The sequence below is a fragment of the Leptospira adleri genome (assembly GCF_002811985.1).
Classification (GTDB): domain Bacteria; phylum Spirochaetota; class Leptospiria; order Leptospirales; family Leptospiraceae; genus Leptospira; species Leptospira adleri.
Window position 1 is genome coordinate 38,829 of sequence record NZ_NPDU01000024.1, and the last position, 23,239, is coordinate 62,067.

At 40.3% G+C, this 23,239-nt stretch carries 20 protein-coding genes; 4 read left to right on the forward strand and 16 right to left on the reverse strand.

Going from position 1 to position 23,239, the window contains the following annotated elements; translation table 11 throughout:
• Nucleotides 1–397: 397 nt before the first annotated feature.
• Together CH376_RS10965 and CH376_RS10970 are read left to right on the forward strand one after the other, a co-directional pair.
• A complete protein-coding gene (locus tag CH376_RS10965; RefSeq protein ID WP_100787371.1) occupies nucleotides 398–2,260 on the forward strand; it encodes a hypothetical protein in 1,863 nt (620 codons plus the stop codon).
• 293 nt (nucleotides 2,261–2,553) lie between these two features.
• Nucleotides 2,554–3,756: a hypothetical protein gene (locus tag CH376_RS10970; protein WP_243394825.1), complete on the forward strand. Its 1,203-nt coding sequence runs from the start codon at nucleotides 2,554–2,556 to the stop codon at nucleotides 3,754–3,756.
• Nucleotides 3,757–4,143: 387 nt separating this feature from the next.
• Here CH376_RS10970 and CH376_RS10980 read toward each other — a convergent pair whose 3' ends face one another.
• Nucleotides 4,144–4,884: a hypothetical protein gene (locus CH376_RS10980; protein WP_243394824.1), complete on the reverse strand. Its 741-nt coding sequence runs from the start codon at nucleotides 4,882–4,884 to the stop codon at nucleotides 4,144–4,146.
• A 105-nt stretch (nucleotides 4,885–4,989) separates the two neighbouring features.
• Between CH376_RS10980 and CH376_RS10985 the strand changes: the two genes are divergently transcribed.
• Nucleotides 4,990–6,066, forward strand: a complete 1,077-nt coding sequence (locus CH376_RS10985; RefSeq protein ID WP_125231980.1) for a hypothetical protein — start codon at nucleotides 4,990–4,992, stop codon at nucleotides 6,064–6,066.
• A 1-nt stretch (nucleotide 6,067) separates the two neighbouring features.
• Here CH376_RS10985 and CH376_RS10990 read toward each other — a convergent pair whose 3' ends face one another.
• The 13 genes from CH376_RS10990 to CH376_RS11060 all read right to left on the reverse strand — a co-directional run bounded on the left by CH376_RS10990 (nucleotide 6,068) and on the right by CH376_RS11060 (nucleotide 19,111).
• Nucleotides 6,068–7,735, reverse strand: a complete 1,668-nt coding sequence (locus CH376_RS10990; protein WP_243394823.1) for a hypothetical protein — start codon at nucleotides 7,733–7,735, stop codon at nucleotides 6,068–6,070.
• A 255-nt stretch (nucleotides 7,736–7,990) separates the two neighbouring features.
• The gene (locus CH376_RS11000) at nucleotides 7,991–8,380 is read right to left on the reverse strand and encodes a hypothetical protein (protein ID WP_243394822.1); all 390 of its coding nucleotides are present in this window, start codon (nucleotides 8,378–8,380) and stop codon (nucleotides 7,991–7,993) included.
• A gap of 41 nt (nucleotides 8,381–8,421) precedes the next feature.
• Nucleotides 8,422–8,871, reverse strand: a complete 450-nt coding sequence (locus tag CH376_RS11005; RefSeq protein ID WP_100787366.1) for a hypothetical protein — start codon at nucleotides 8,869–8,871, stop codon at nucleotides 8,422–8,424.
• A 1-nt stretch (nucleotide 8,872) separates the two neighbouring features.
• Nucleotides 8,873–10,681: a hypothetical protein gene (locus CH376_RS11010; RefSeq protein WP_100787365.1), complete on the reverse strand. Its 1,809-nt coding sequence runs from the start codon at nucleotides 10,679–10,681 to the stop codon at nucleotides 8,873–8,875.
• A complete protein-coding gene (locus CH376_RS11015; protein ID WP_243394821.1) occupies nucleotides 10,681–10,962 on the reverse strand; it encodes a hypothetical protein in 282 nt (93 codons plus the stop codon). Before CH376_RS11015 ends, CH376_RS11010 begins: the two co-directional genes overlap by 1 nt.
• 25 nt (nucleotides 10,963–10,987) lie before the next feature.
• Nucleotides 10,988–11,704: a hypothetical protein gene (locus CH376_RS11020; protein WP_243394820.1), complete on the reverse strand. Its 717-nt coding sequence runs from the start codon at nucleotides 11,702–11,704 to the stop codon at nucleotides 10,988–10,990.
• 56 nt (nucleotides 11,705–11,760) lie between these two features.
• On the reverse strand, nucleotides 11,761–12,402 hold the full coding sequence (locus CH376_RS11025) for a hypothetical protein (RefSeq protein ID WP_243394819.1): 642 nt from the start codon (nucleotides 12,400–12,402) through the stop codon (nucleotides 11,761–11,763).
• A gap of 104 nt (nucleotides 12,403–12,506) precedes the next feature.
• On the reverse strand, nucleotides 12,507–14,348 hold the full coding sequence (locus CH376_RS11030) for a hypothetical protein (RefSeq protein WP_207767206.1): 1,842 nt from the start codon (nucleotides 14,346–14,348) through the stop codon (nucleotides 12,507–12,509).
• A gap of 66 nt (nucleotides 14,349–14,414) precedes the next feature.
• Nucleotides 14,415–15,971 (reverse strand): hypothetical protein, encoded by a 1,557-nt coding sequence (locus CH376_RS11035; RefSeq protein ID WP_100787361.1) that lies wholly within the window; start codon nucleotides 15,969–15,971, stop codon nucleotides 14,415–14,417.
• 3 nt (nucleotides 15,972–15,974) lie between these two features.
• The gene (locus CH376_RS11040; RefSeq protein WP_100787360.1) at nucleotides 15,975–16,700 is read right to left on the reverse strand and encodes a hypothetical protein; all 726 of its coding nucleotides are present in this window, start codon (nucleotides 16,698–16,700) and stop codon (nucleotides 15,975–15,977) included.
• Nucleotides 16,701–16,710: 10 nt separating this feature from the next.
• The gene (locus CH376_RS11045; RefSeq protein ID WP_100787359.1) at nucleotides 16,711–17,592 is read right to left on the reverse strand and encodes a hypothetical protein; all 882 of its coding nucleotides are present in this window, start codon (nucleotides 17,590–17,592) and stop codon (nucleotides 16,711–16,713) included.
• A complete protein-coding gene (locus tag CH376_RS11050) occupies nucleotides 17,585–17,992 on the reverse strand; it encodes a hypothetical protein (RefSeq protein WP_100787358.1) in 408 nt (135 codons plus the stop codon). The genes CH376_RS11045 and CH376_RS11050 overlap by 8 nt, the downstream gene beginning before the upstream one ends.
• 321 nt (nucleotides 17,993–18,313) lie before the next feature.
• Entirely contained in the window at nucleotides 18,314–19,111 is a 798-nt protein-coding gene (locus CH376_RS11060; protein WP_100787356.1) for a hypothetical protein, read from the reverse strand.
• 73 nt (nucleotides 19,112–19,184) lie between these two features.
• On the opposite strand from CH376_RS11060, the gene CH376_RS24240 reads away from it, so the two are divergent.
• On the forward strand, nucleotides 19,185–19,589 hold the full coding sequence (locus CH376_RS24240; protein WP_100788071.1) for a hypothetical protein: 405 nt from the start codon (nucleotides 19,185–19,187) through the stop codon (nucleotides 19,587–19,589).
• Between the two features lie 393 nt (nucleotides 19,590–19,982).
• Here the strand turns inward: CH376_RS24240 and CH376_RS11075 are convergent, their stop codons facing one another.
• Together CH376_RS11075 and CH376_RS11080 are read right to left on the reverse strand one after the other, a co-directional pair.
• A complete protein-coding gene (locus CH376_RS11075; RefSeq protein WP_100787435.1) occupies nucleotides 19,983–20,933 on the reverse strand; it encodes a hypothetical protein in 951 nt (316 codons plus the stop codon).
• A 48-nt stretch (nucleotides 20,934–20,981) separates the two neighbouring features.
• Nucleotides 20,982–23,219: a helicase-related protein gene (locus CH376_RS11080; protein ID WP_100787434.1), complete on the reverse strand. Its 2,238-nt coding sequence runs from the start codon at nucleotides 23,217–23,219 to the stop codon at nucleotides 20,982–20,984.
• Nucleotides 23,220–23,239: the final 20 nt, after the last annotated feature.

A 23,239-nucleotide genomic window follows, 5' to 3' on the forward strand; every position in this document is an offset into this window, starting at 1 on the left:
AGATTGGAATTGCGAATGTAGAGGTATGTCCTGTTTTTACAAAGCGGATAAAACCGGTTGATTTTTTTCCCTCAAGTAATCCAAACCCGAATGATTCGTAACTTGAAGTTCGAATCGCGTAGAGATAGGCCGCAAAAAATTCGGATTCAATTCGGGATAAGACCGCAGCGATTGCTTCGAGAATTGTACGGATTCTCGAACCTGGTTTGAAATTCGTGAGCCTAACTTTTGCAGCAACCACGTAGCTTACAAAGTTAGAAAAAAAACCTAAGAATGTCCTTGGAACGTATGGACTTGGCTCGCTCACGGGGAAGGGACAAAAGATTGTCCTAAGTAAAAATGCAACTAAAAAAGGACTTGTTTTTAAATTCTAAAGATTGCTTTGTCCTCATCGAATATGGGATCTTTGGCAACGAGCGTTACGAGAGGAACCGGCGGGTTTGAAGCGACAGGCGCCTTCAGTTTAGAATTTCAAAAACGTCTTTCGACTCCTGGCGCACTGGAAATTTCTTTTGGAGAATATTTTTTCCTTCTTGGTCTTTCTAGACAAGAACACTCTTATAATTACAACATTTCCGTGAAGCCAACTTTCGGAGGTGTTCAAGTTGTCGATAACGGAAACTCGATTTGCGATATTGCGCTTTCCGGAGAGATTTGGCAACAGTATGAAGGTCCACCCGTAAGAAAACCGGCCGGCGCATTCGGAAGTTTATCGGGAGCCGCGTCGGCGATCGGAAGCGCTCTTCTCCAAGAACTCGAGGGATTGAATCCGATCAAGAAGGCAGGATATCTAGATTTTTTCGATTTAGTCTATCTCATGCACGAAATCAGAGACGAAGACAAAGCCGATAGCCGAGTTCCGACGTTCTCACCTTTTTTTCCAAATGCCGCGGATATAAAAGCGAAAGCGACCGGAAATACCCCCTTCAATTTTGAAGATACCGTGATGATTTTTCACGATTACGATCGAGACGCTCATTGGGAAGTTGTTTTTTCTGAAAAAGGAGGATTCAAGATTTCCCAATCAAAAGAGGATCCTTTAACTTGGTTCTGGTCACTCAATCTAATTGGAATTGAGGATCGTTCCGCGAGGGCGCCATTTCGAAGACCGGCACTTCCGGATCCGAAAGCATTGATCAATAACGCACTCCTTGCTTTCGATAATATCCTAACCGATCTATCCGGACCGCTACAATATCTTTCCTCAGTAACGGATCTTTACAATGACATTGCGAATCTCGCGGATGAAATGAAAAAGGATTTGAAACAGTTTGAAATTACGAATAAGGATGCGATCAAGAAAATTGCAAAATCGGGGGGACCGCTAAAGAAGAAAACAAATCAATTTCATGAACTCTTAAATCAACTGTATTTTCCGAATTCGGTAACTCCGGAGATGGGCGCGTTGGACAATCCGCAAAAACCGATCACTTCCGGTTCTTCCCAGCAGGATATAAATCAAAGTGAACTTCCTGTTTCCATTTACAATAATATTTTTACCGGAAATGAAGTTAAGGAATCCGAATACATACTTGCAACTGATCCGATAGTAAATTCCGTTCTTGATATTCAAATGGCTTTGGCAAATATAAGCGCCGCGTTAATTCTCGTGAACAATCAAAACCTTTCTCAAAGTTTCACGTATATCGTAGTAAGACCCGGAATGACTTTGGAAATAATTGCAACTCTTTACTACGGATCTCCCGAGCGGGTTCAAAACCTAATCAATGATAACGGAATGTTGCTTGTTGGAAGAGGGGACGACATCATTGGTTTATCGATTCGGGTTCCGTCTCAGAAATCATATTCCCAAATCGATACAGGCGTGATCACAGAACATAGAATTTTAGAAAATTTGTCTCCGGAAAAAACCCAAGAGATTTTGGAAAAATGGTATTTTGGAGAAGACGTACTTCTTTCCGATGATTACGATTTTGAGGTCGAGGCCGGGGATTTGGCGCTAACTTCCGGAATTGATTGCCTAGTCGATGGTGCTTTGGATAAACTTCGAATTCTTCCAGGTCAGATCCCATTTCATACAGGAATCGGAGCAAACGTTGAACCCGGGTCCGCGCCGGACAGTCTTTTCAATCTCGTAATTCCATCTCGGATTCTCCAAAATATGCAATCCGACTTAGGTGTGAAAGATGCGTCGATTGTATCTTTTGAATTCAACGGAGATACCATTGAGTATGTCGTTCAAATCAATCCCATCGGAGATTTCAAAAGTTTTAAGTTAAGAAGGAGGCGAAATTTTTAATGATACACGCAATCAGCCCTTCATTCAGAGTTTTTCTTTTCGGGTTTCTTCCGGATAATCCTGCTGCAGTTTCGAAAAGATATAGCGCAGGTGAAATTCTCGCTTTGAAATCACCGATCGAGATTCCGAAGGAATTTCTTGAAAGAGTCAATTTTAATGATCGACTTGAAGGTGGGTCTTTTCGTATTGATCTTCCAAAAGGTGCGCGAAATGAAATTTTAGTCAATAACCAGCGTGTTCGTGTGAGGGAACTTTTTCGTCCGGGTAGAATCATCGTAATTACAGAAAACGAAATGATCAAATTCGCGGGACGCATTTCTGAAAGTGATCATGAAGCGAGTGCGAAAGGTGATTCTGAATACGGGATTTCCGGCGAAGGATTGGAAGAGGCGATCAGTTCCCAAATTCTATTCATAGATTTCGATAACGCGAAACCTGTTTCTGCGTCTGTGCCCGCGGAATCCGCTTCAAAATCGCCTGCGAGTAGATTACAAATTGCATTACAAGTTATTTCAAACGCGATCAAAGAAACAAAAAGCCCGACTTTAATGCTGAAGTCTCTCGCAAATTCCGCGATTGAACATCTACTTTCGAACGGAAGTTATGGAGGAAATCTATTTTCTAAGTTAGTTGAGACATCGAAAGGTTTAGATTCGCTTCCTTATACGACAACGTTCCTTCATACTCTCCAATGGATAAATTCACAGACGTTTGGAAATTCTTTATCAATTTGGTCATTGATGGAATCTCTCGCAAAGGCTCCACTTTACGAATTATTTTTTCATTATGATCAGGCAGTGGATTTTTATATCAGCGAAACATTGCCTTTCTTACTAAAAAAACTTACAAAAGAAAAAATCTCCTCTCCGGATCTTCCACTCGCCACTCTCGTATATCGGAAAACTCCTTTTGAATATCTCGACACTGATATCGTTCCCAAAGGTCTTGTGGCCGAAGTTGAACAATCGCTGATAAGTGGTTTCAGATTGTCTGAATCCTCTGCCGATATTTTCTCCGGAGTGCATATAAACGTTGGAATCTTCGATAACATCACTGGACTTACTCTAAACCCAGTCACGTATAGCCCTTCTTTACTTGCAGAGTTCGGGCAAAGAGTTTTATCTATCGTACTTGATGGGACTGGTTTCCCGCAAGAATCTCAGGACGCGGCATCGCAAAGTGTATTCAAAGAAAAATTAAACTCGATTCAATCCAAGATCTTTAACACGTTCGGGACCGGAGAAAGAATATTTTCAGGATCTTTTTCAGGTGGATATTTTAGAGAAATTTCCAAAGGAATGATTATGGAAGTTGTAAATAAGAACGGCGAAATCCAAAGTAAAGAAATTCATAAAGAATTGGAAATGTATGATCCGAAATTCTATGTAACTGGGATAGACGTAACATGGGTTCCCGGCGCCGGCATTGCCGATCAAACAATTTCAGTAAAATGGGGAAAAAGAAAACTCAATCCTAATTGGGATAAAGAAATTTAGAATTCTAATTTAGAATACCAGTCCTCAAGTTCCTCCATTTTTTCTTCGGACCTAACAAACCTATAATCTTTAAATTCGCAACCACAATTCGGATGTACTGGACAACAAAGCCAATAAGACTTCGCATTTCTACCTACGTTATTTTTTCCTGGCCAGCCCGCGATCTTCGCTCCATTCGGATCGTGAATGACAGTATCATCACCTCCAAAAAATTCAGAATTTTCGAAATCTGAATAACTCGCAAAAAGTCTAACCTTCGTTCCCCAATGGGAAGAACAGTACTCGCAGGAATTTGTATTTTTTGATTTAATAAAATCGAATTTGATTGAGACATGATTTTCATGTTCAGATTCAGTTTCGGAAAAATGATCCCAAATACTTCCCATATTAGTAGTGTTTTAAAACTTCGGAGAGAATTTTCGGTAGAGTTGATTTTAAGGTGTTCAGCTTAGTAACCGCTGAATTAAAACTAGCGATATTGTTAGGAACGTCAGATGCGGATCCTGGTGCGTTACATTGAACTGTGAGATTCGCTATCCCGGTTGAAATGTCTTTTACGATATCAATGAGTTCTTCCAACTTTGCTTTTAAAGTTTCCCCTTGTGTTGCTTTCTCGAGGGAATTGATAATTGGGGGAGTTGAGACATCGATTTTAAATCGAATTTGATTTAATTTATCGATGTGTTTGAGCACATTTTCATCCCAAATCGTTTTGTGTCCTGATTCATGCCCTGTTGATACTTCTTTCGGATCATAATCCAAATTTACTTTTAGATTCGTTTGAGTTTTAATCCCACCGGGAAACGAAAAAATTTTTAGAACGATCGGGTTATCTCTTTTGTTTTGGATAAATCCCACAAGACAAAGTTGTCCTTCTTGATAAGAATCTTTATGGCCGGAGAAAAATCCCATTTCCCCATAAAATGGACCCGGTAGTCGTAATTTTGTTTTTTCTTCTCCGGTAAACAACCTAACATCGCAACGATACTTGAAAAGGCCGGAATAAACCTTAGTGATTTCGGCGAGCTCCAATCCATTAAAAATTGACGGCGCCGAGGGCCCCTGTCCTGAAAACTGTATTTTCTTTGCAGGAGTGAAAGATTCGAATAATTTCTTTTTAATCGCCATTCCGATTTTGGACAAATTCAAAGAATTTCTAAGAAATCAAGTATTTTAAATCTTGACTTACTTTGCTTTAATCCAAAATTTAATCGTGATTATTTGGAGCTATTCATGAAGTATTTTTTAATAATAACTTTTTGTTTTTTATTTTCTTTAAGGTTATACTCTGACTCAAATTTAAACCAAAAATTACAGAACTCTCCTGTGCGACAAAGCGAAGCAGAATATTCTAATACACTGAATCTCCTGAATTTTCTGATGAAGGATTCTTCAGAAATGAAAATTGTTTCTCTAAATTCTAAATTGAAAGGAAAATTTCTCTCTCTCGATTCCATTGAAATATTGAATATTGATGATCTTGGAAAAATGGAAAATGGGGATGGCGACGAATATTCGCTGAAACGCTACATCCATAACAAAAATTTAAAATCACATCTTCACTATGCTGAATTTCAATTTGGAAATGAAAAACTCCCAAAGTTTGTTTCCAATAAGAAAATAGACGCCATAAAAATAATCAAAATTTCAAAGCCTGAAGAAAATGGAAATTGTACTACCTATGAAGAAAGAGAAAAAATAAAGCAAGGGAATGAAAGATATATTCCGATTGCAGGCTATATTGGTTTTATTGATTACAATCCATCTTATTTAACGGTCTATATTGAGGACGAGTCATTATACAAAGAGGCGATTAATAAAATATCCTTAGATGAGATGATGAAAGATGAGTATATTAAAGTTCTAAATCTATTCAAATCCTTATGGAAATACAAAATTTTAAAAGAGGATAATGAAATTGCAGTATCCGAAAAGAAAGAAGAGTTTAAAAAAGAAATGTCATCCTTGAAAGTTAAATTAAAAGGTGAAAATATATCTTTTTCTAACTTGCGCGCGAACACGGTGATTCCTGAAAAAGGCTCTACAAGAAAATGGAGTATTGGAAAAAATACTGGCAATTATTTAATCGAATATGATCAAATTCTTCCGAACAATAATTTGGAAGAATTAAAAAAAATAAACAATGCAATAAGCGTTGTCGAAGTCATCAAGTTGGTTAATTCAAAAGAAGAAGTAAGAAATATTAAAATTGGTAAAGTTTATGATGTATCTGGAAAAATAGATCAAGTAGACATTAATGATTTTGGATTGAGTGTTGGACAAAAGAGACTTGTGTTGTATATTAAGTAAATCATTTGAAGTAGCCTTCTAATTTTTTCACCACTGAATCCATTTTTCCGATGGTATTTATTATAGTATCAAAAACTCTCTCCTGAATTTGACTAGCCTTAATAAACATCTCGCTTGTCGCGGCCATAGAGTCTAATGCGTTTGCATGACTTCTAAATACTTGACCTTCACTTGAGGAAACTTTTTCTACTGCCTGCTCTCCCTCATTTGAAATGTTTGTACTTTTACCTAAATCAAATAAATTCTTTCCTGATTTTGCCATGGAATAAGATTCAGTAGCAGTAGTGATTCCTAATTGGTTTTGCAATAAACCTAAAGTTTCCGGTTCTAAACCTAATGAAGACATGAAACCGTTCAATGTATTGGCATTTTGTTTATCCGAAATCCCGCGTTCAGCCATAGACATCGCTTCTAATGGACTTTTACCCGATGCCGTGTATTCGCTTAACAAAACCGAATTCATAAAATTTCCCTTTTTAGAAACGTTATCATTCAAATTTTGATATACAGAATTCACTCTGTTATCACGTATTCCGGAACTCGCAATATTTGAAAATGTCCTCGAGATATCTTCCGCACTTTGAAGTCCCATTCCGGAATTATAAGCATTTTCCGAAACAGACGAGATATTCGACAAGAACTCAGATTGTCTTAATCCTGAGAAACCAGAACGAATTCCATCGGACATGATTTTTTTTAATTCAGTGCTACTCTCTCGAAAACCACCGTATTTGTTCATCTTTGCGAATAGTTCCGAACCCTGTGATCCTCCAATTCCTTGAGTCAATCCATATTGAATTGCCAATTTATTCTTATCAGAAACGACATTACTACTAATGTGGTCCCTTCCTTCCCCTCCTAGTATTCTCGCACGGGCAATTCCAATTTGCGCATACTCTGCATTCTTTATCAGTCCTCCACCACCGCCAACGTAACCTCCCATTGCATCCAAACTCGAATCCTGTGATTGAAGGGATTGTTGGTGCATTCCGGCCATCGAGGAAATTAAGGAAGTTGCGGCACCGACTACGGCTCCGGCACCAAAGGCAGCCGGCGCGATCGCTGAACCAATTTTTGAGAGTAGCGAAGACTTTGTTTCTGTAGGTTGTCCTTGTGCGGGTTGATTTCCGCCTGTCGGCTCCCTTTCCGGAAATGTAAATTTCCCACCATAGACGCGACCTCCGCCGCCACCCCCGCCATTTCCAGTCAAGCCTATGACTTTATCAAACTTGGCTTCTCTAACGACGAGCTTATCATATTTCCCGCCGCCACCCGTGGGATTGAAAGCATCGGGCATTCCGGGAAGATTTTCATCCTTGTCTTTCTTCTTTTTCTTCTCACGGTATTCTTTGAATGCGTCTTTGATTTTCTTAGCGGATGCGACTTTTCTCGAAAGAATTCCAGAAAATCTTCCCGATCTTAGTTCGTTTAGATCCGTTTCAACCCCTGTTCCAGTGTGATCACCGGTTTGGTAGCCTTCGGTGGTTGATCCAGGCTTCTTTTTTTTCTTACTTTCCTTGCTTCCGCTCGAAGGTTTGGGGTCGGACGCAGAAGGTATGTTTGGGGAGTTTTTACGGCGATCGAATTCTTTTCTTAATTCGGGAGCAAGTTTTTCGTAAATTCGTTTTGCAAGAGAATCTACATTGATTTCAACTTTATCGTTCGCCATCGTTATCCAAATTCTTTGAGTTTCTCAAGTTCTGCAATCTTATCGAGTCTACGAATTTCTCCTAACTGCTTCGCTCGGCTTAGTGGATATTCTTCAAATTCCCAAACCTCGAGAAATGCTTTATAACTTTTTGATTTTAAGGAATCGATTTCCAATTGAATATCGAATGTTCCTTTGTATCTATTCAGCCATTTTGAGAGAAGGGAATCGGCGAAGAAAATCGCTAATTTTTCTTCATCCTCAATGTCCTCTAAACTAGTCCACTCGCTCGGCAGCGTCCGGTAGTTTAGTAGTAGATACAGGTTTAAAAGGAAGACTTGATTCGTTCGAATCAGTTCTCTTAGGTAAATCGGGTCGGTTATTTTTTTTTAACTGATCTTCGTAGACCTTCTCAAGTTTTCTGTATTTTTCCCAAATCTTCAAGATAATTTCATCGTCGGGAAGATCTGCAAAATCGATACCTTCAAGTTCTTTTGGTTTCGTCGTAAAAACTTTGTTTAAAGTAACGCACATCAGCTCTAATGAATACGTGTCCGATGGAATCGAGTTAAGTGGAACGTATTTCAGTCTTTGAGCAACTTCAACGTCGATATCCCGACGAACTTTCCTAACCGGAAAACTACCCGCGAAAATGCTGCCTTCCAATTCAAAGGAAAAACTTCTTTCAACTCCCGGGAAAAGTCCCATCAGTTATAAGCCTCTTTCTTTTGAATCCGGATAATTTTCATAGAAATATCGGAAGCGGAACCGTTTTCAGTACTGAGTCCTGTTTTACGGGTATCCAACTTGCACAGAGCGCGAAGGATTCTTTTTCCGGTACTTTTCTCTCTAAACTCAAGCAGATTCCCTTTGTGAGAAATGATATTGCTTAGATCGGGAAGAGTTTTGACTGCACCCGGATCTTGATTGTCGGTGACGATATACATCTTTCCGGTAAGAGTGCCTTCAAAACGTAAAGGTTTTGTCGTTTTCGGAAAAAAATCACCCAACGCATAAAACGGCGTCTGATTGTAGTTTTCATCGATATCGACGTCGTTTATGTAGGCGGCAATTACCCCATCGATATATACTTGAGCGTTCGATCCGACGAGGATCGACGGATCCGGGAGATCTTCGGGTAATTGCGGATCAGCCATTTTATGCCTTACCTCTCAATGGTTTTAGGGAAAGAATATAGAAAATGAAATTCAAAGGTGTAGTAACGTTCCCTTCAAGGTCCATGAAGGACCAAGTGTCCCCATCGACTTGAATAGAGAAATTCTTCTTGAATGCTTCGACACCGAGCGCCGCGGAACCGATCATGTAACCTTGTTGAACAAAATACTCGAGTTTTCCTTCGATGTAGTTGAGAACATCCGGAACACGAACACCCGAAACAGGGGAGGAATCATCGACCATACTTTGTCCGATGAATTTCGCGTTAAAGCCAACCCGGAGCTCGCGAACCATCGTAAGTGCGGTTGCAACGGATGATTTTTCATTTAAGATCAAATCATCTTTTCGTTCGGTCGTTACACTTCTTGAAATTACCCAGGAATCGTCGGAAGGTTTTTGATCTAAAATCAAAGTTCCGGCTTTGATACAAGCGTCCCGTACCGCGGAATCTCGCGAAATATACTCCGCGCTTTTCAGAATATTCAAAGACTTCCATGTCGGAGAAATTCTTGGAGAATTCGCCGCGGAAATTGCGTTATCGATTACGGCCAGAAAATACCCAGGGAAAGTTTGCTCTATCCCGTTGATATCAAAATCTCGAAACGATTCCAATCCGTAAGTCATCCAGTACGTTCCGAGCGTTCTGCCTTCGTCCTGTCTCTGAGGAATTGTTAAAACTCCGTCGGCTCCGCAACCTCCGATTGTTTCCAATCCGGTATCCGGAGAGATCATATCAAAACAAACTTGTTTAAAATACGTTTTGTCGGAAAGGGTGGAAGAGAGAATGTTTCGGTATAACCCAGAGATTTTTTTGGAGAAGGTGATCGCATCTTTTAAATCGGTGGATCCGGGTGTTCCGGTCGTTCCGCCTTGCGAAAGATACTTAAACATCGTAGAACCGGCGAAAGGTTTCCTTACCGGTCCTAAAACGACTTCACCGAAACCGGTTCCCTCTATGAATTTCTGTTCCATAAAAAGATCCGCGTAGATCAATTGATTCGTTGGCGCCTTTACTGAATTTGAATCGGTCGCTTCGATATGATCAAGATTTGCAGCTAAAAATTCTGGAGATTCGATGAGCGAAGCCACGTATCCGACTTGAGAATTGATCTGATCGACTACTTCACCGATCGTTGGATAATCCGCGAATTTGATAGAAATCGAAGCGGAATTGTCGGTGGATCCGGTTAAAGTTACTTTTAGATTTGTTGCGTCAATTTCCAAAAGCGCGGCCGTAGCGTTTCCAATATAAGAAACGTTGAAAACGGCTTTCTCAAGTTTTCTCGATTGTAGAATTCCTTTGTCATCACCGATTTGAATTGTCTTATCCGTGATGTTCTTATAAAACCGAACCTTCTTCCCGTTAGGGCCCGGAATTGGAAAAGAGATTTTATGCGTTTGACCGGTCTTTAAAGACGGGAAGTCATTGAAAGCCTTTGTATTTGGGCAGATGTTCAGAAATTTGATAAGTTGCGGGCCTTGAGCAAGGCTGTCATCACTCGAGGGAAAAGTCGCGAACTTGATTGCTTGAAGTAATTCTCCACTCCCTAAAATACTTTTTGCCTGATTGTACCCGTTTACTCCGCCGGAAATTGTATAGTACCGCTGATCATCTCGGAGCGAAGGAGAAGACGAATCGTTAAAATAAACACCGTTCGCGGCTTTACCGATGAGAACTAAAGTGAATTTATCCGCGCCGGCGCCGGGATTCGCTCCGATACTTTGAAATTTACCGCGAGCTCCAGGAGCTACGAGCGCTCTTCCCTGAAAAACACTTCCCGAAGTTCCCATTACTTAAGACCACCTTTAGATTCTAAGGTGGCAGGTGCTTTCGATTCTTCTTTTGGTTCTCTTCCATGAAAAAAAAGTTCGAAGGCATTTTTGATATCATTCTCGGTTTTCAACTCGTTAAATTTTTTGAAATTTTGAGTACAAAAAACACGAAATGTATGCGCCATCGAGTAACGCGAAAGTTCCTCTTTTTCGGTGATGAACTTTTCTAAAAAACTTTCTTTATTCTCTGAAGAGGTAGGAGTCGAGCTCTCATTGCCTGCCATATGGCATGTGGACAAGAGAAGTATCCTTTGAAAAAATCAATCAGATTTTTTTAGGATCAGGAGAATAATTTTTAATTTTTCCGTGCAATGCCTGAAATTTTATTCCTGCCTGATAAGTTGAACCATCAGAATCTTTTCCATCGAAATATACGTCTGCTTTTGAGATAAACGGTTCCTTGCTGAATTTGTAAACTCGGACTAACTGCGAAATTACTATCGAGAATTCAAAACCCCAACAGCCGCGCATAATCTCCGGCGCTTCGATATTAGCTTGTAGCCTTCCATCGATACGCGCGGTAACGCGGTAGTTTTTATAAATTCTCGTAAAAAGAAATGGGAGAAGGGCCGTCACGATTCTATAAAGATCGTTACTTGTTCGTCTCCCTGCGACACCGCCTCCACCCCAACCCGTGATCAAAACATTCGATTCAACCCGACTAGTGTAATATTCTACTGTCTTGAAATTTTCATTTAGGACTTTATCAAATTGAGCAAAATCCGGATTTTCGAATTCTGATTCATGCCGATCCCTATAAAACCGCAATTTCCGCTTTATCTGTTCATTGAAATCGGAATATTGAAGGTTCATTCCTAAGTCTGATGAGATATCATCATTTTGAAACTCAACTCCTATCTTAGGGAAAAAACTATCGTTCGCTATTTCTCCGGCGCTCGCATAAGTATATAAAGGATGCCCAAAGGTAACGATCTCTTTGGAAGTTATGGAACGGTCTTCCAAACCACTTTCTTCTAACAATTTTGCGAGCTCTTCGATTACCCTTTGTTCCGGATCGCATTGATAAAGACAAAGTATCATTTCTTTTTTTTCTTCTTTAAATAGATTTCTTTTAAGTCAAACGTCAATGCCTCTGCAAGGTTTTTTAAAAATTCAGGACTTCTGAGAATCCTATCTGCTTCTTCCTGCATTCTTTGAACAAATTTCTGTCCTGTTATTTCTGGATAGGGCTCCCAATTCGAATCCTCTGTTAAAACCACCATCTTACTAACACTTGAGGAACTTCCACCTCGTTCATTCAACTGCTGAAATTTTACAGTGTTTGTACGAGATTTATTTTCAATTTTTTCAACCGAATAAGAATTCCTTTTTACTTTCCCACCCATTGGCGAGGTTACCTTGGAAGTTGAAAGAATTTTCATCACCGCGGAAGCGGATTGTTCTTCTTTTCCTTTCATCGGAATGATCAGAAATTTCTTTCCTCTTGCATTTATTCTTACTTTCTTGGAATTCGAGAGTAGGTAGGAAGCGATATCAAAAGAACCGCGACCACTTTCTGCTACTTTTTCGAAATCATACGAAGACTTGTTGCTATCATAAAAAATCTGGTATCCCAAACCGGATCGTTTGATTTGGATTTGTCCGTTTGCAAGATACTGTTGACCCCACCAACCTAATCCGCCATTTTTGATTGAAACCCCAGCGCGCTTTCCCGCCAAAAATTCCCACTTGTCTCGTATATCAGTTGCCGCGGCTCCGAGAACCGCATAAAACCGCGGAAACATGTTTGGTTTCGATTTGAGTTTGGAAAGAATAGAATCGCTCATTGTTTCAGGAATTTACTTGAAAGAGCCTCGATGGACTTGACCCGATTTTCGTATTCCGGAAATTGCTTTAAAAGTTCCGGATAATTCTTAAGTACTTTAACCGGAACTTTTTCTCCAGCCTTCATTGCCTTTTCGACGAACTCTTTATCTTCCTCCGGAGATGAATCGTTTTCTTCTTCTGATGAAATCAAACGCCAACCATTTCCTTCTTTCTGATAAGTATTTCCGTCGGAAAAAGTGTGAATGTTTGGATTTTCCGAATTTGAACTTTTTAAGAACTGATATGAAAAGATCTGTTGAGATCCGGATGATTTCGCATAGGCCAAATCATGAGGTGAAAAAAGAAATTCACTTCCGGATGGAAGTTTGATTTTGATCATATCATCAACCTTTCCCATAACTTCCGCGATATGACCACGATTGATTTTTCCGCTGTTTGGACGTTCGATTCGAACGATATCGCCCGGAACGGCGTATTTTACGTCATTCAGTTGCGCTCGTTTTTCCGGAGGAGTCCTAGCGACTCTTTCTTTATTTCTTTCTTTTGCTTTCTGCTCAAACTCTTTCCAACGATCCAAAACTTCGACGGCCTTTTGTTCGTGGGTGACTGCATGAGTTTTGGAACTCCCGGATGTCGGAACTTTTGCGGTGGGTTTATATGCTTGAGCAGATTCTTTTCCGGCCCCGACCGCTTTCCAATCTCCACTCGAAGTTTTTTCATGTTGAAGACCGTCATTCCAAGTTCTTCTTTCTCCAACTTGCGCCGCTTGTGCTTTATGAAAGAATTCTTCAACTTCCTTTTGAGTATCCGAATTTTCTAACCAGTTTTGAAACTGGTTGATCGTCATGGAGACCATGTCTCCAAGTCCACTCCAACCTTTTTCGTAGCAAGAATGGTAACCGTTCCTTGCGTCCTCGTCCGAATCAAATCCGAGCATAACTTTATGTTCGTCGAACTCTTTTGTTTTCGGATTCACTTGATTGATTACAAAAACAATTTCCGAATTTGGATTCGGTCCGATAAAAACGTCTATGTGGTCTCCGTCATTTCCCTTTGAACCCTTTATATAACCATAATGGTGGTTCATTTTTGTTTCCCAAGATTTTCCATCCGGGTCGATACCTTTCCGACTGCTTCCCGCGGGATTCTCAATCGTAATCGGAAGATCATGAATTTTTAGATGTTTCTTTTTATAATTTCCGGCTTTCTTTTGTGCTTCTGTTGGATCAGAATTCACATCCCCCTTTTTTATTTTTAAAGAAGACGATGATTTCTTGAATTCTTTTGAATCTACCCAAGAACAAAAATTTTCACACTCTTCTGTCGACGGAAAAACTCCTTGGAATTGAATTCCTCGATCATCTAAATATAAGTGCGCTGGAATTTTATTCGCGGAATACTGAAATAGATCCGAAAATTTACTCATTTTCGGGACACCGAGATTCCTCGCGTATCTAGATTGTCGCCATTCATCTTGGCGAGTATTCAAAAAACTTTTTATTGCATCGATTCCTTTCGCGTCCGAACACCGGGAAGAATAAATTATGACATTGAAAAAGTTCGAAATTTCGAGAAGCCAATCAAACGCGCCCTCAACCGGTGGATCCGGGATCTGATCAATACCCAGCCACCCGCTCTGATATGAATGGATAACCCCGTCGAAGTCTACACAAATCGTTTTCTTATCATCAGACTTCTTATACTTTTTTTTAAAGAAATCTTTGAACGTATCGTGAAAACTTTTCTTCTTCGGAACCGACAGTGGATCCTTCGTAATTGCGGCTCCGTTCGTAAGAGCGGCGATATCGGTTTTTCCTTCTGAGTTTGAAATTAACATAATCCCTTATACAAAAAAGGGCAGAGTAACCTGCCCTTTTTTAAATTCTAATTTTTGAATGCCTTCTTATGCTGCTCTGGACATTGAAGTAGGCAAATTCTTAACTACGTAAAAGCGGTTAGGTTGTAAGACAGCCAATCCTCCGTAAAATTCCACCATACCGGCCATCTTTCTTTGATAGACTGCGTTCGGTGAAAATTTAGTCTGAAGCATCGGTAACATCCGAAGCATCTGATAGGTTCTAGTTTGGTTCAGCGGAGACTGAGCGTTAAAATCACCGATCACACCTTCCGTACAACCAGGAATCCATTCGTTTACATCGGAATAAACTGTAGTTGTTCCTCCGGACTTAGGAATTCGTTCCGTTAATTTAAAATCCCCATTTCCAGGACGAGATTCTCTAAAAATTTGGTAGAAGTCGGCAGTTTCACCGGAACCCGCGGGAGTAATCGTCAGAACGACAGATCTTCCTTTAACCATAGGACTTGGAGTAGTCACAGTTGCAGACACAGCACTTCTTCCGAATCGATTACATGCAACAATCTTGTAACTGATTGCAGAATCAGAATTCGAAGAATCTTTGATATCAGCAGGTTTCCACTTTGAACCAAAGATGGGACCACCGGAAACGACCGCAGTTGCCGTAGGTTGATCCGGAGCTTTCGGGTTCGTTTTTCCAGGAGTTTTAGCTCCATTCGACGCTCTGTAAGTAGGAAGCGGAACGAGGTGTCTGTTGATCCAAAGATCAGTTTTGAAATCTAGCTTACTGTTACGCAAAGGCGCGCCGATTAAACTCGGAATGTTGTAACCAATAGATGGATTCCCGTTTGACGGTTGGGCAATGAATTCCTTTGCTCCTACATAATAATTGTCTAATACGTTTTTAACCGAATCATGTAGCCAGAATTCGTTTGTAAAACCGTAATTCGTCCGAATGTTTACTGTCAATTCTTTGATACTTTTTAGATCGGGAAATCCACCTTCAGCATCGAACACCTGTCCGCTCTTTACGAGTTCAGTAACGAAACCGTCAAATTCGAGTCCATTGATGGATTTGTTGCCGTACCACGCGGCATAGGCCAGGGTTTGCATGATTCGGTTGATCGCACCTTCGACCTGGATCGCTTCCGGATCAAAGGAACCGGTATCCGACATGTCTAAAACTTTAGAAACAGCGTATCCTTCTGCAAGATAGGAAATAATTTTCGCAACTCTATCGATACTTACATCTTTGAATTCCGCGTCATCCGCTTCCCCGACAAACGAGAAATCACCGTTTCCGCCCCAATCCAAAATTCTTCCGAAAATATTGAGGGTGGATTTTGTGTCCTTGTAATACATCGTGTTGAGAAAATTGTATTCGTTGCTATCTTGAGCAAGTAAGACCATTTCCTCATCCAAAGAATGCATGGTCGTTGCTTGGCCATTTGTAAGGGCCGCAACATCCGTGATACCCGGATTCGCGTTGAAAGTTTTAGCGAATTCTGTTAATTGTTTGATGTCCGTAAACGTTGCAGGGACCAAACCCATCATAACGTAAGAGGGATCTCCAGAACCTAGAAGATTCCCGGCCACCAACAAAACCAACGAAGCTAAAACTAGCCAAATATTTTTTAGTTTCATCTTCTAGTTTCCTCCTTGTGAAGATTTTAAAAATAATTTCGCAGGTTCCGTGAGAGTTCCTTGTGATTTGTATATCTGAAGGTCACCGAAGTTTAAGGCTTTATCTTGAACTCCCTTGAACAGTTTCTTTACAATCTGATCCCGAGTTCCAAGTTGATCGTCCGGAATCTGATCGATGGAAGTTTTTGAATCTTTTGGATCCTTAGGGTTTCCACCGATTTTTTGAATTTCTGACTTTAGAAATTCGATTTGAGTTTTGAACTCAGTGATTTGTTTATCCGACGCTTGAAGGTCTTGGATTAAGAGTGCGAGGACGGCGCTGTGTTCCTTGTCCCTTTTCGAAATTGAACTTAGAGATTTGCTGAATTCCTTAAACTCAGTTCGTAACTTCAAAGAAGCAAATCCTCCCTTTTCCATCGTTTTGTCCGGTTCAGTTCCAGTGGAAGATTCCTCATCGACGATTTCTTTAATCGTATCCCAAACGGTTTGAGAATCTTCTTCCTCTAATCCGTTCGCCTTGCACCATTTTTTGATCGCGGTTTCTTCGACTTTTACCTCGCCTTTCTCGATCGCAGCTTGCAACTTCGAAATGAGTTCGTCAGTGATCGCTGATTCCTGCTCTTCCGCCGCATTCGCTTCGGGAGGCGGTGTACTGTCGGGAGGAGTGGTTTCCGATTTCATAAATGGGCTTAAGAAACCTTTCTTCCACTGTTCGTATTTATCTTTCATTTATTTCTCCTTAACCTTTTTGGTCTAAATGAACTAAAAGTTTCACGGTTTGTCCGCTGGCTTCCTGCGGGTTGAGTCCGTATTTAATCATGAAATCTCGAATCGCTTCGAATTCCGGTTTTAAAATACCAGCTTCCATGTATTTGATCAGTGAATCAGAAACGTAATCTCGATATCCCCAAGACTGAAGAATGTATTCTAAAATTGCTTCATTGGCATTCTCAGGGATCGGAGGGAGGGTTTCTATTTTTCCAACTACGATTTCAGTACCCGGAGGATTACTCCCGGCGATTCCCGAATTGAAAGTTTGTGCGAGTACGGATTTCATGAGGACCATTTGTGTGTCCGGATTTACTGCCTGACCGGGTGGACAAATTGCGATGTGACTGATTCTTGCTCGATCGTAAGTATTTGGACCGTATTTAGAAATTGTTTCCTGAGTCGGTTTATAAAAGCCACCGGCAGCCGAAGCCTCAAGGCCCGCAAAGCCATCTTCTATCAAAGGAACATACGGTTTAATAAATTCGTTTTCCGTATTGAGTCTTGCTTGGCAATAGAGCCCGTCGTTCTCCCAAAAATAATCCCCTTTAGGTCGACCAAGAACCGCGCCCTGTCTCGCCTTTTCAATTTCGGCGCGATGGATTGCTGAATCGGATTTTGAAAAAGTCAATACATGAGAAAGATGATTCCAATCTATGTAGGATTTACTTTTAAAGTATGCCTTATCATCTGGATGATCCCACGCGCCTTTTAGAATCATATCACCTTGTCGATCCCTTGTTTCGCTTGAGATTTTTAGTAAGACGTTAAGCATCTTTCCTTCTCTCTCAACTTCCTGAATTTGTGCTGATTTGAGAAAGGGTTGACTTTTGACTTTTTTGAAATCACTCACTTGATATTACCTCTGTGACTCGGATTCGTCTCGTCCCCAGTGCCTTAACTAAAAGTTGCTCTGGTTGAAATCCTCCCAATGCAACGACTTCCGCTTCCTTCCAATCCCCATTCAATTTTGATTGGAATTGAATTTTAGCGGGATCACCGGCCTTGATTCCATTTTCCTGATCGGAATCCGTATAATTTGCAAAGAGAAAAACGGCGTTGATTGTTTTGTAACGAGAAAGATCGACTTGAATCGGAGAAACTTGAGTATCCCGTGAATTGTTATCGATATCAAAAAAATCTCCGAAACTTCCCGCTGCAAAATCGTAATCAACCGATTTTGTTGGGAAAGGAGTAAGTCCTCCATTCTCATTGACTAAAGAAATATCAATTTTTACTCGTAGGCGATTCATTTGAAAACGGGAATAAAATATCCGGAAACTTCTGAAATTCCGGTTAGGGTTGCTTTTTCTACGGAAAACGGAACGGTAAATTGTTCATTCCCGTTTCCGTTTCTTGTGTATTCTTGCTCTTCATCTTTTGCGGAGTTATTCAGGTATGTAATAGTCCACGGTCCCGCGGCTCTAACTTCCAAAATCACGAAAATTCGTTCTGGATTTGTAAGAACAATTTTTGGACTTGGTATCGGATTACCTTCTTCATCTACCGAAACCAAAGGAATCGTGAAGTGGTTATTGATCCGCGAAAGTTCGAGATCTTGAGCGGTGAAAACTTTACGCACTCTTTCCTACCCAAAGAGTAATTGTATGAGTTGCCAAAAACGGAGTGGAACCGGATGCGTTATCGAGTGTAAGAATGTTCCCTGATACCGATACCGTCCCATCCCAGGCGACTTGAACGCCCGGTTTTGCGGAAAGAACTACGCGAATTTCCAGAAGAGTCGGTGGGAAATCAAAAACTACTCGAATTTTTCCGAGAGCCACTTCCACGGCGGTTGGAATTCTTTTCACAAAGCCCGATTGAACCGTTCCGGGTTTTTCACCTACTATAGAATTCGGTGATGCCCACTGATTGTTTGCACCGGCCATGGTTGATCCAAAGGACGGATTCGATTCGAAGTCTTTATTGATCGTAAGAATTTCGTTATTTGACATTTTCATAGCCAAAACTTCGGACCGATTCTGAGAATTGATTGCCGCTACAATCGAAGTCGAAACGTTCACCGGTGTGTCGTCTGAATGTGAGGTGATTCCGATTCTACCGGCAGGGACCCCCGCCGCAGCTCTATCAAATTGAAATGTAAGTCCGCCAATAGAAATCGTTTCTCCATCGGAAACATTCGAAGCCAATCGAAGAATGTTTACTCCTAAGAATCCCGGATCGCTTAATACATCCACCCAGCGACAACCGTCCCAAAAAAGTATTCTTCCCGTATCGGATTCCCTTGCAAAGAAAGGGTTACTTCCCGTGATTAAGTTGAGTCCAATTCTTTCGGATGAAGTTAGAAGAACTTCGGATTTTAAAATTTCGCTTTGATTGAATTGGATTCTTTGCCGAATGTCCGGGTTCATTTATCTCTCCGCAATGTAAATAACTGGAGACGGACAAGAGGAATCCTTCATAGGAAATGCAACAAAAAAAATAATGATTGTCAAAAAAATCTTAAGAAGTTTTTCTCCTAGAGAAATGCAGGACCAACCGAATATACCTCAATCAGAATTTATAGTTATTCACGCGGCGATTGATCGGATCTTTGTTCTTCAAGAGGAAGGTAAGATTGCGATATATCCTTCCCAAATGAAAAAACTAAAAGATATCCGTCAAAAACCTACTTACCTAACTCACGCACAAAAAAATTTAACGCTATCTCTGATAGATTCAATATTCATAAACCACCGGAATCTATACGATATCATGACTCCAAAACAAAAGAAGATGAAAGCGCCTAAACCAGAATTAAACGCGCTCTTCAATCGTATTCGGATCATTCACTCAGAGATTCTCGATAATTTGAAGCAACTAATACCTTTGCCGATTCAATCAGTTTAGCCGGATCCTTTCCTAAACTTAGAATACGAGCAATGATAAGGTTTCCTGTCCAATGAAAATATCCGATGACACCGACGTACGTGCCCATAGAATAAATATCGATCTTTGGAGGAATTTTTGAAACGTGTGTAATTGTAAATCCCGCGAAGGATTGTACAAATTTAGAAAGTTTTTGAAATCGCATTTTAAAGAGCGCTAGTACGACCCATTTTTGAATCGGATTCATGTTCTCATCATAAAACTTTTTCGAAAATCCTAAAAGTTCGAATGATTCTTTGTTTAAAATTTCTCGAACACGTTTCTTTTCAAAACGTCTTGAAAATGCTCTCGATGATCTACCCATTCAAATTTCTTGGCTTATTGCCAGTGTGGCGATAAGCCGTTCTCCTTTTTTTATAAAATTGCGAGGCGCTTTTGTTTGTACCTTTCAATAAGTCCAGGACCAATTGCTTTTAATCTGTTGTAAAGCTCAAGCTGCCGCGCTCCAAATAACGATGAAGTGGCTGACTGAGTTGTGGATATGGATTCGTGCAACGGCCCGACCCCCACAGAGTAGGATGCAATCGCGCCGGCTTTAGATTCACCATGTGCGGACATCACTCTTAAACACGCCAAAATTCCGATCACTTCTCTCAATTCCGCGGGAACTCGCGCTGCGGAATCGTATCCTGAAATGAAATCAATGTAATGGACTGTCGGAACCCTTGTTTGTGGAAGACCGGCAAAAACTCTTTGTGACCTCATCGCGGCATTGGGGTTAATATTGAAACCATTCCCGAGCATCCCAACTGATCTCAAAATCCCGGACTCGTAATTTATTCTCGCTTTGCTTAAAAGATCGATCGACATACCATCGGGAATATTGTCAGAGTTTCGGGATACAGGATTCACAAATTCCCATCGTAAAACTCTAATCAAAGGCACTTTCCCCAATGAAACGAAGAAATTATTTCCAACATCTTCATTTTTGAAATCGATCGCATCGAACCATTTTGCGTGGTCCTCAATGTTACGAGGAAGGTTTCCTTTCGGCCTATGACGGTAGACTTGTGGGTAAATATCGTGCTCGAGCTCATTCGATAAAGCTAAAGTCAAAGTGTGGATCAAACCTTGAAGATTTTCGTTCGTAATATATGATCCATCCGTGGACATCAAACGGGAATTTCCAACCATCCACGAATAACGAATTTCATCGGGTGTCGTTACGGCTCCCCATCCACCTTGCGCTGGAAGGCCGTTCTCGATCGTTGCGACATCCTTCCCGGTAAAACACCGTTCCAAAAGATGGCGATTCGCTTCTCTATCTGGGTTATCAAAAAGAAATCCTTTCCAATTATTCGCCATGGCTTGGGACAAATCCTTTATTAAATATTTTAGTCAAGAGAATATTTCCTAACATGCCGATTTCAAGTATCGCTTTAGAGTAATTCGATTCCTGATTTCGGAATTCAAAGCAAGCGATTTACGGAACTCGTTTATTCCTGCTACGGATAAAAGTTCGCGGACATGCTTATAAACAATCGAATCAATTGATTCCTTCGCTTTGTTCTTCTCCTTCTCCGCGAGTTCCTTCGTGAATTTTGAAATATACTCTTCCTTCTTATTCCCGAGTATTTCTCGGACCTTTTCTGATAGTTTATCTGACTCACTCATAAGTTTATTCGCCGCTGATTCGGCTTTAACCAAATCACTTAGTCCTTTTCTTTCTAGGTTCTCTTCATTTCTTTGTAGCTTGGCTTTATTGATTGAAAGACTTGTAACTAAGTCTTGAACTTTCTTTCTTTGATAGCTAATTGAGAATTCGGACAGTGGTCCATAGCTTTCCGATCGTCCTTTTTTTTTGAGTTTGTTAAACTCTTCTACATTTTCCTTTAGATCTTTTTTTTCTTCACTTAACCATCGTTCTTCGTTTTGGACTGTGTTTCTAAGTTCCCTAATTTCATCGACTATACCCTGAAGCGTGAAAGACTTTCCTTGGAGCTCCTTTGCTTCCTGCCTTACTTTTGCAGCCTCTTCATTTACAATAAATTGAGCCTTCCTTTTAGGATCTCGAATTATATCGGTTTTCAATTCTTCCGGATTTATATCTGAAACATCGATTGCTGCCGATCCACTCTTTTCAAATATTTGATTGATACGAGAAATTTTTTCGGATTGCTTTTGATAGAGTTTCGAATCAATAGAGTCTTCCATCAAGATATCTATCCATTGAACATTCTTTTGTAAATTTCCCGGTCGATGGTGCCTACCTCTTTTCTGAACCTCTGTAGTTGGATTCCAATCTATCGAGGCATTATACGCGGCAATTGTATTGTTATTCAAAGAAACACCTTCCTTGATTACGTCCGACCCAATAAGAATCTTACAAGGATGTTTTGCTGAATTGAATTGCTGGGAAATTTCAGTGAACCTTGAAAGTCCCTGCTTTCCAAGTTCAGGATCTTTTGCTTTTTTATTTTTTGTATCCGAAGTTAAAATTCCGATCGCTTCTGGATTTAAGATTTTTGCGATAGAAAAGGCTGTTTTATCATCCGGGTTATATTCCATCATATCCCAATTGTATTTTCCTCCTTTGCCATCAGCAAACCTGCCGATACCAGCCGAAGGTTCCATGCCCTTGTCCCCCTCATTCACATAGCGAGAAAGTATATCCTGCATTTTCTCGACGACTTTTGTTGGAGTAAGGAATTGATATAGCATTCCTCTATTCGCCTCCACTTCTGCATTTGTCGTTTGTCCTCCAGAACCTTCGTATAATCTTAAAATTTCTTTTTGTTCTGAAGTAATTTGTTCAGGTGGGGTGGTAGAAAGGATTTTCTTACATTCTAAATTGATCTCGTTTTGTTTTTTCTTGCTCCAGAGGCCTCGAAAAGTATTTAGTTTGTCCGCTACGGAAAGCGCCAACGATTCTTCTTTTGTTATTCGTTCGTCACTTGAAACTCTTGAAGAAGATCCATTTCCAGATTTCCTGCCAAAGAGAGCAGATTTTCCGGTGTCGGTTCTAATTTGTCCGCTTTCGCCATCCCGAGTAGGCTTTGATAGACCCATTCCGGATCCCTTGTCGGTAGAATTTGATAACTCGACTCGATTATTCGATTCATTATCGCGATTTGATTTTCCATTTCCATCTCCATAAAGGTCGTAAAGTATTTTGAAAATTGATTTTTTGAATGTAGGTTTGCCTGTATTTTGATTCGTGATATTCGTTGTGAAATTTGTTACCTGATTTGAATTATTCTTATTTTCGATAATAGTCGAATTCGTTTCAGTTGCATTCTTTTCTTGATGAAATTTTGCATCGATTTGAGATTTACTTTCAAAATATTTAGTAAAATGTCTTGTCCACTCTTGAATAGAGATTCCTTTATCTTCGATTTTATTGGAATCGTATTCACGTTTCGGAATAAACTTTGCGTCCTTCTTATCAGCTCCGAAGAAGTTCGTTATCGCTTCTAATATTTTTGAGAATCTTTTTTTATCCTCGTTATGTTTTTGAATTAGCTTCCACTGTTTAGATTTTTCACCTGAATCGGAAATCTTTCTGTAAATTCCGTCCTTCCTAACGCTTTCCCTTCCAACTTCAAATTTCCGCCCTTTTAAGAAACTCTGGATTATCTCGTCTTGATTCATACGATGGGGGACAAATCGAA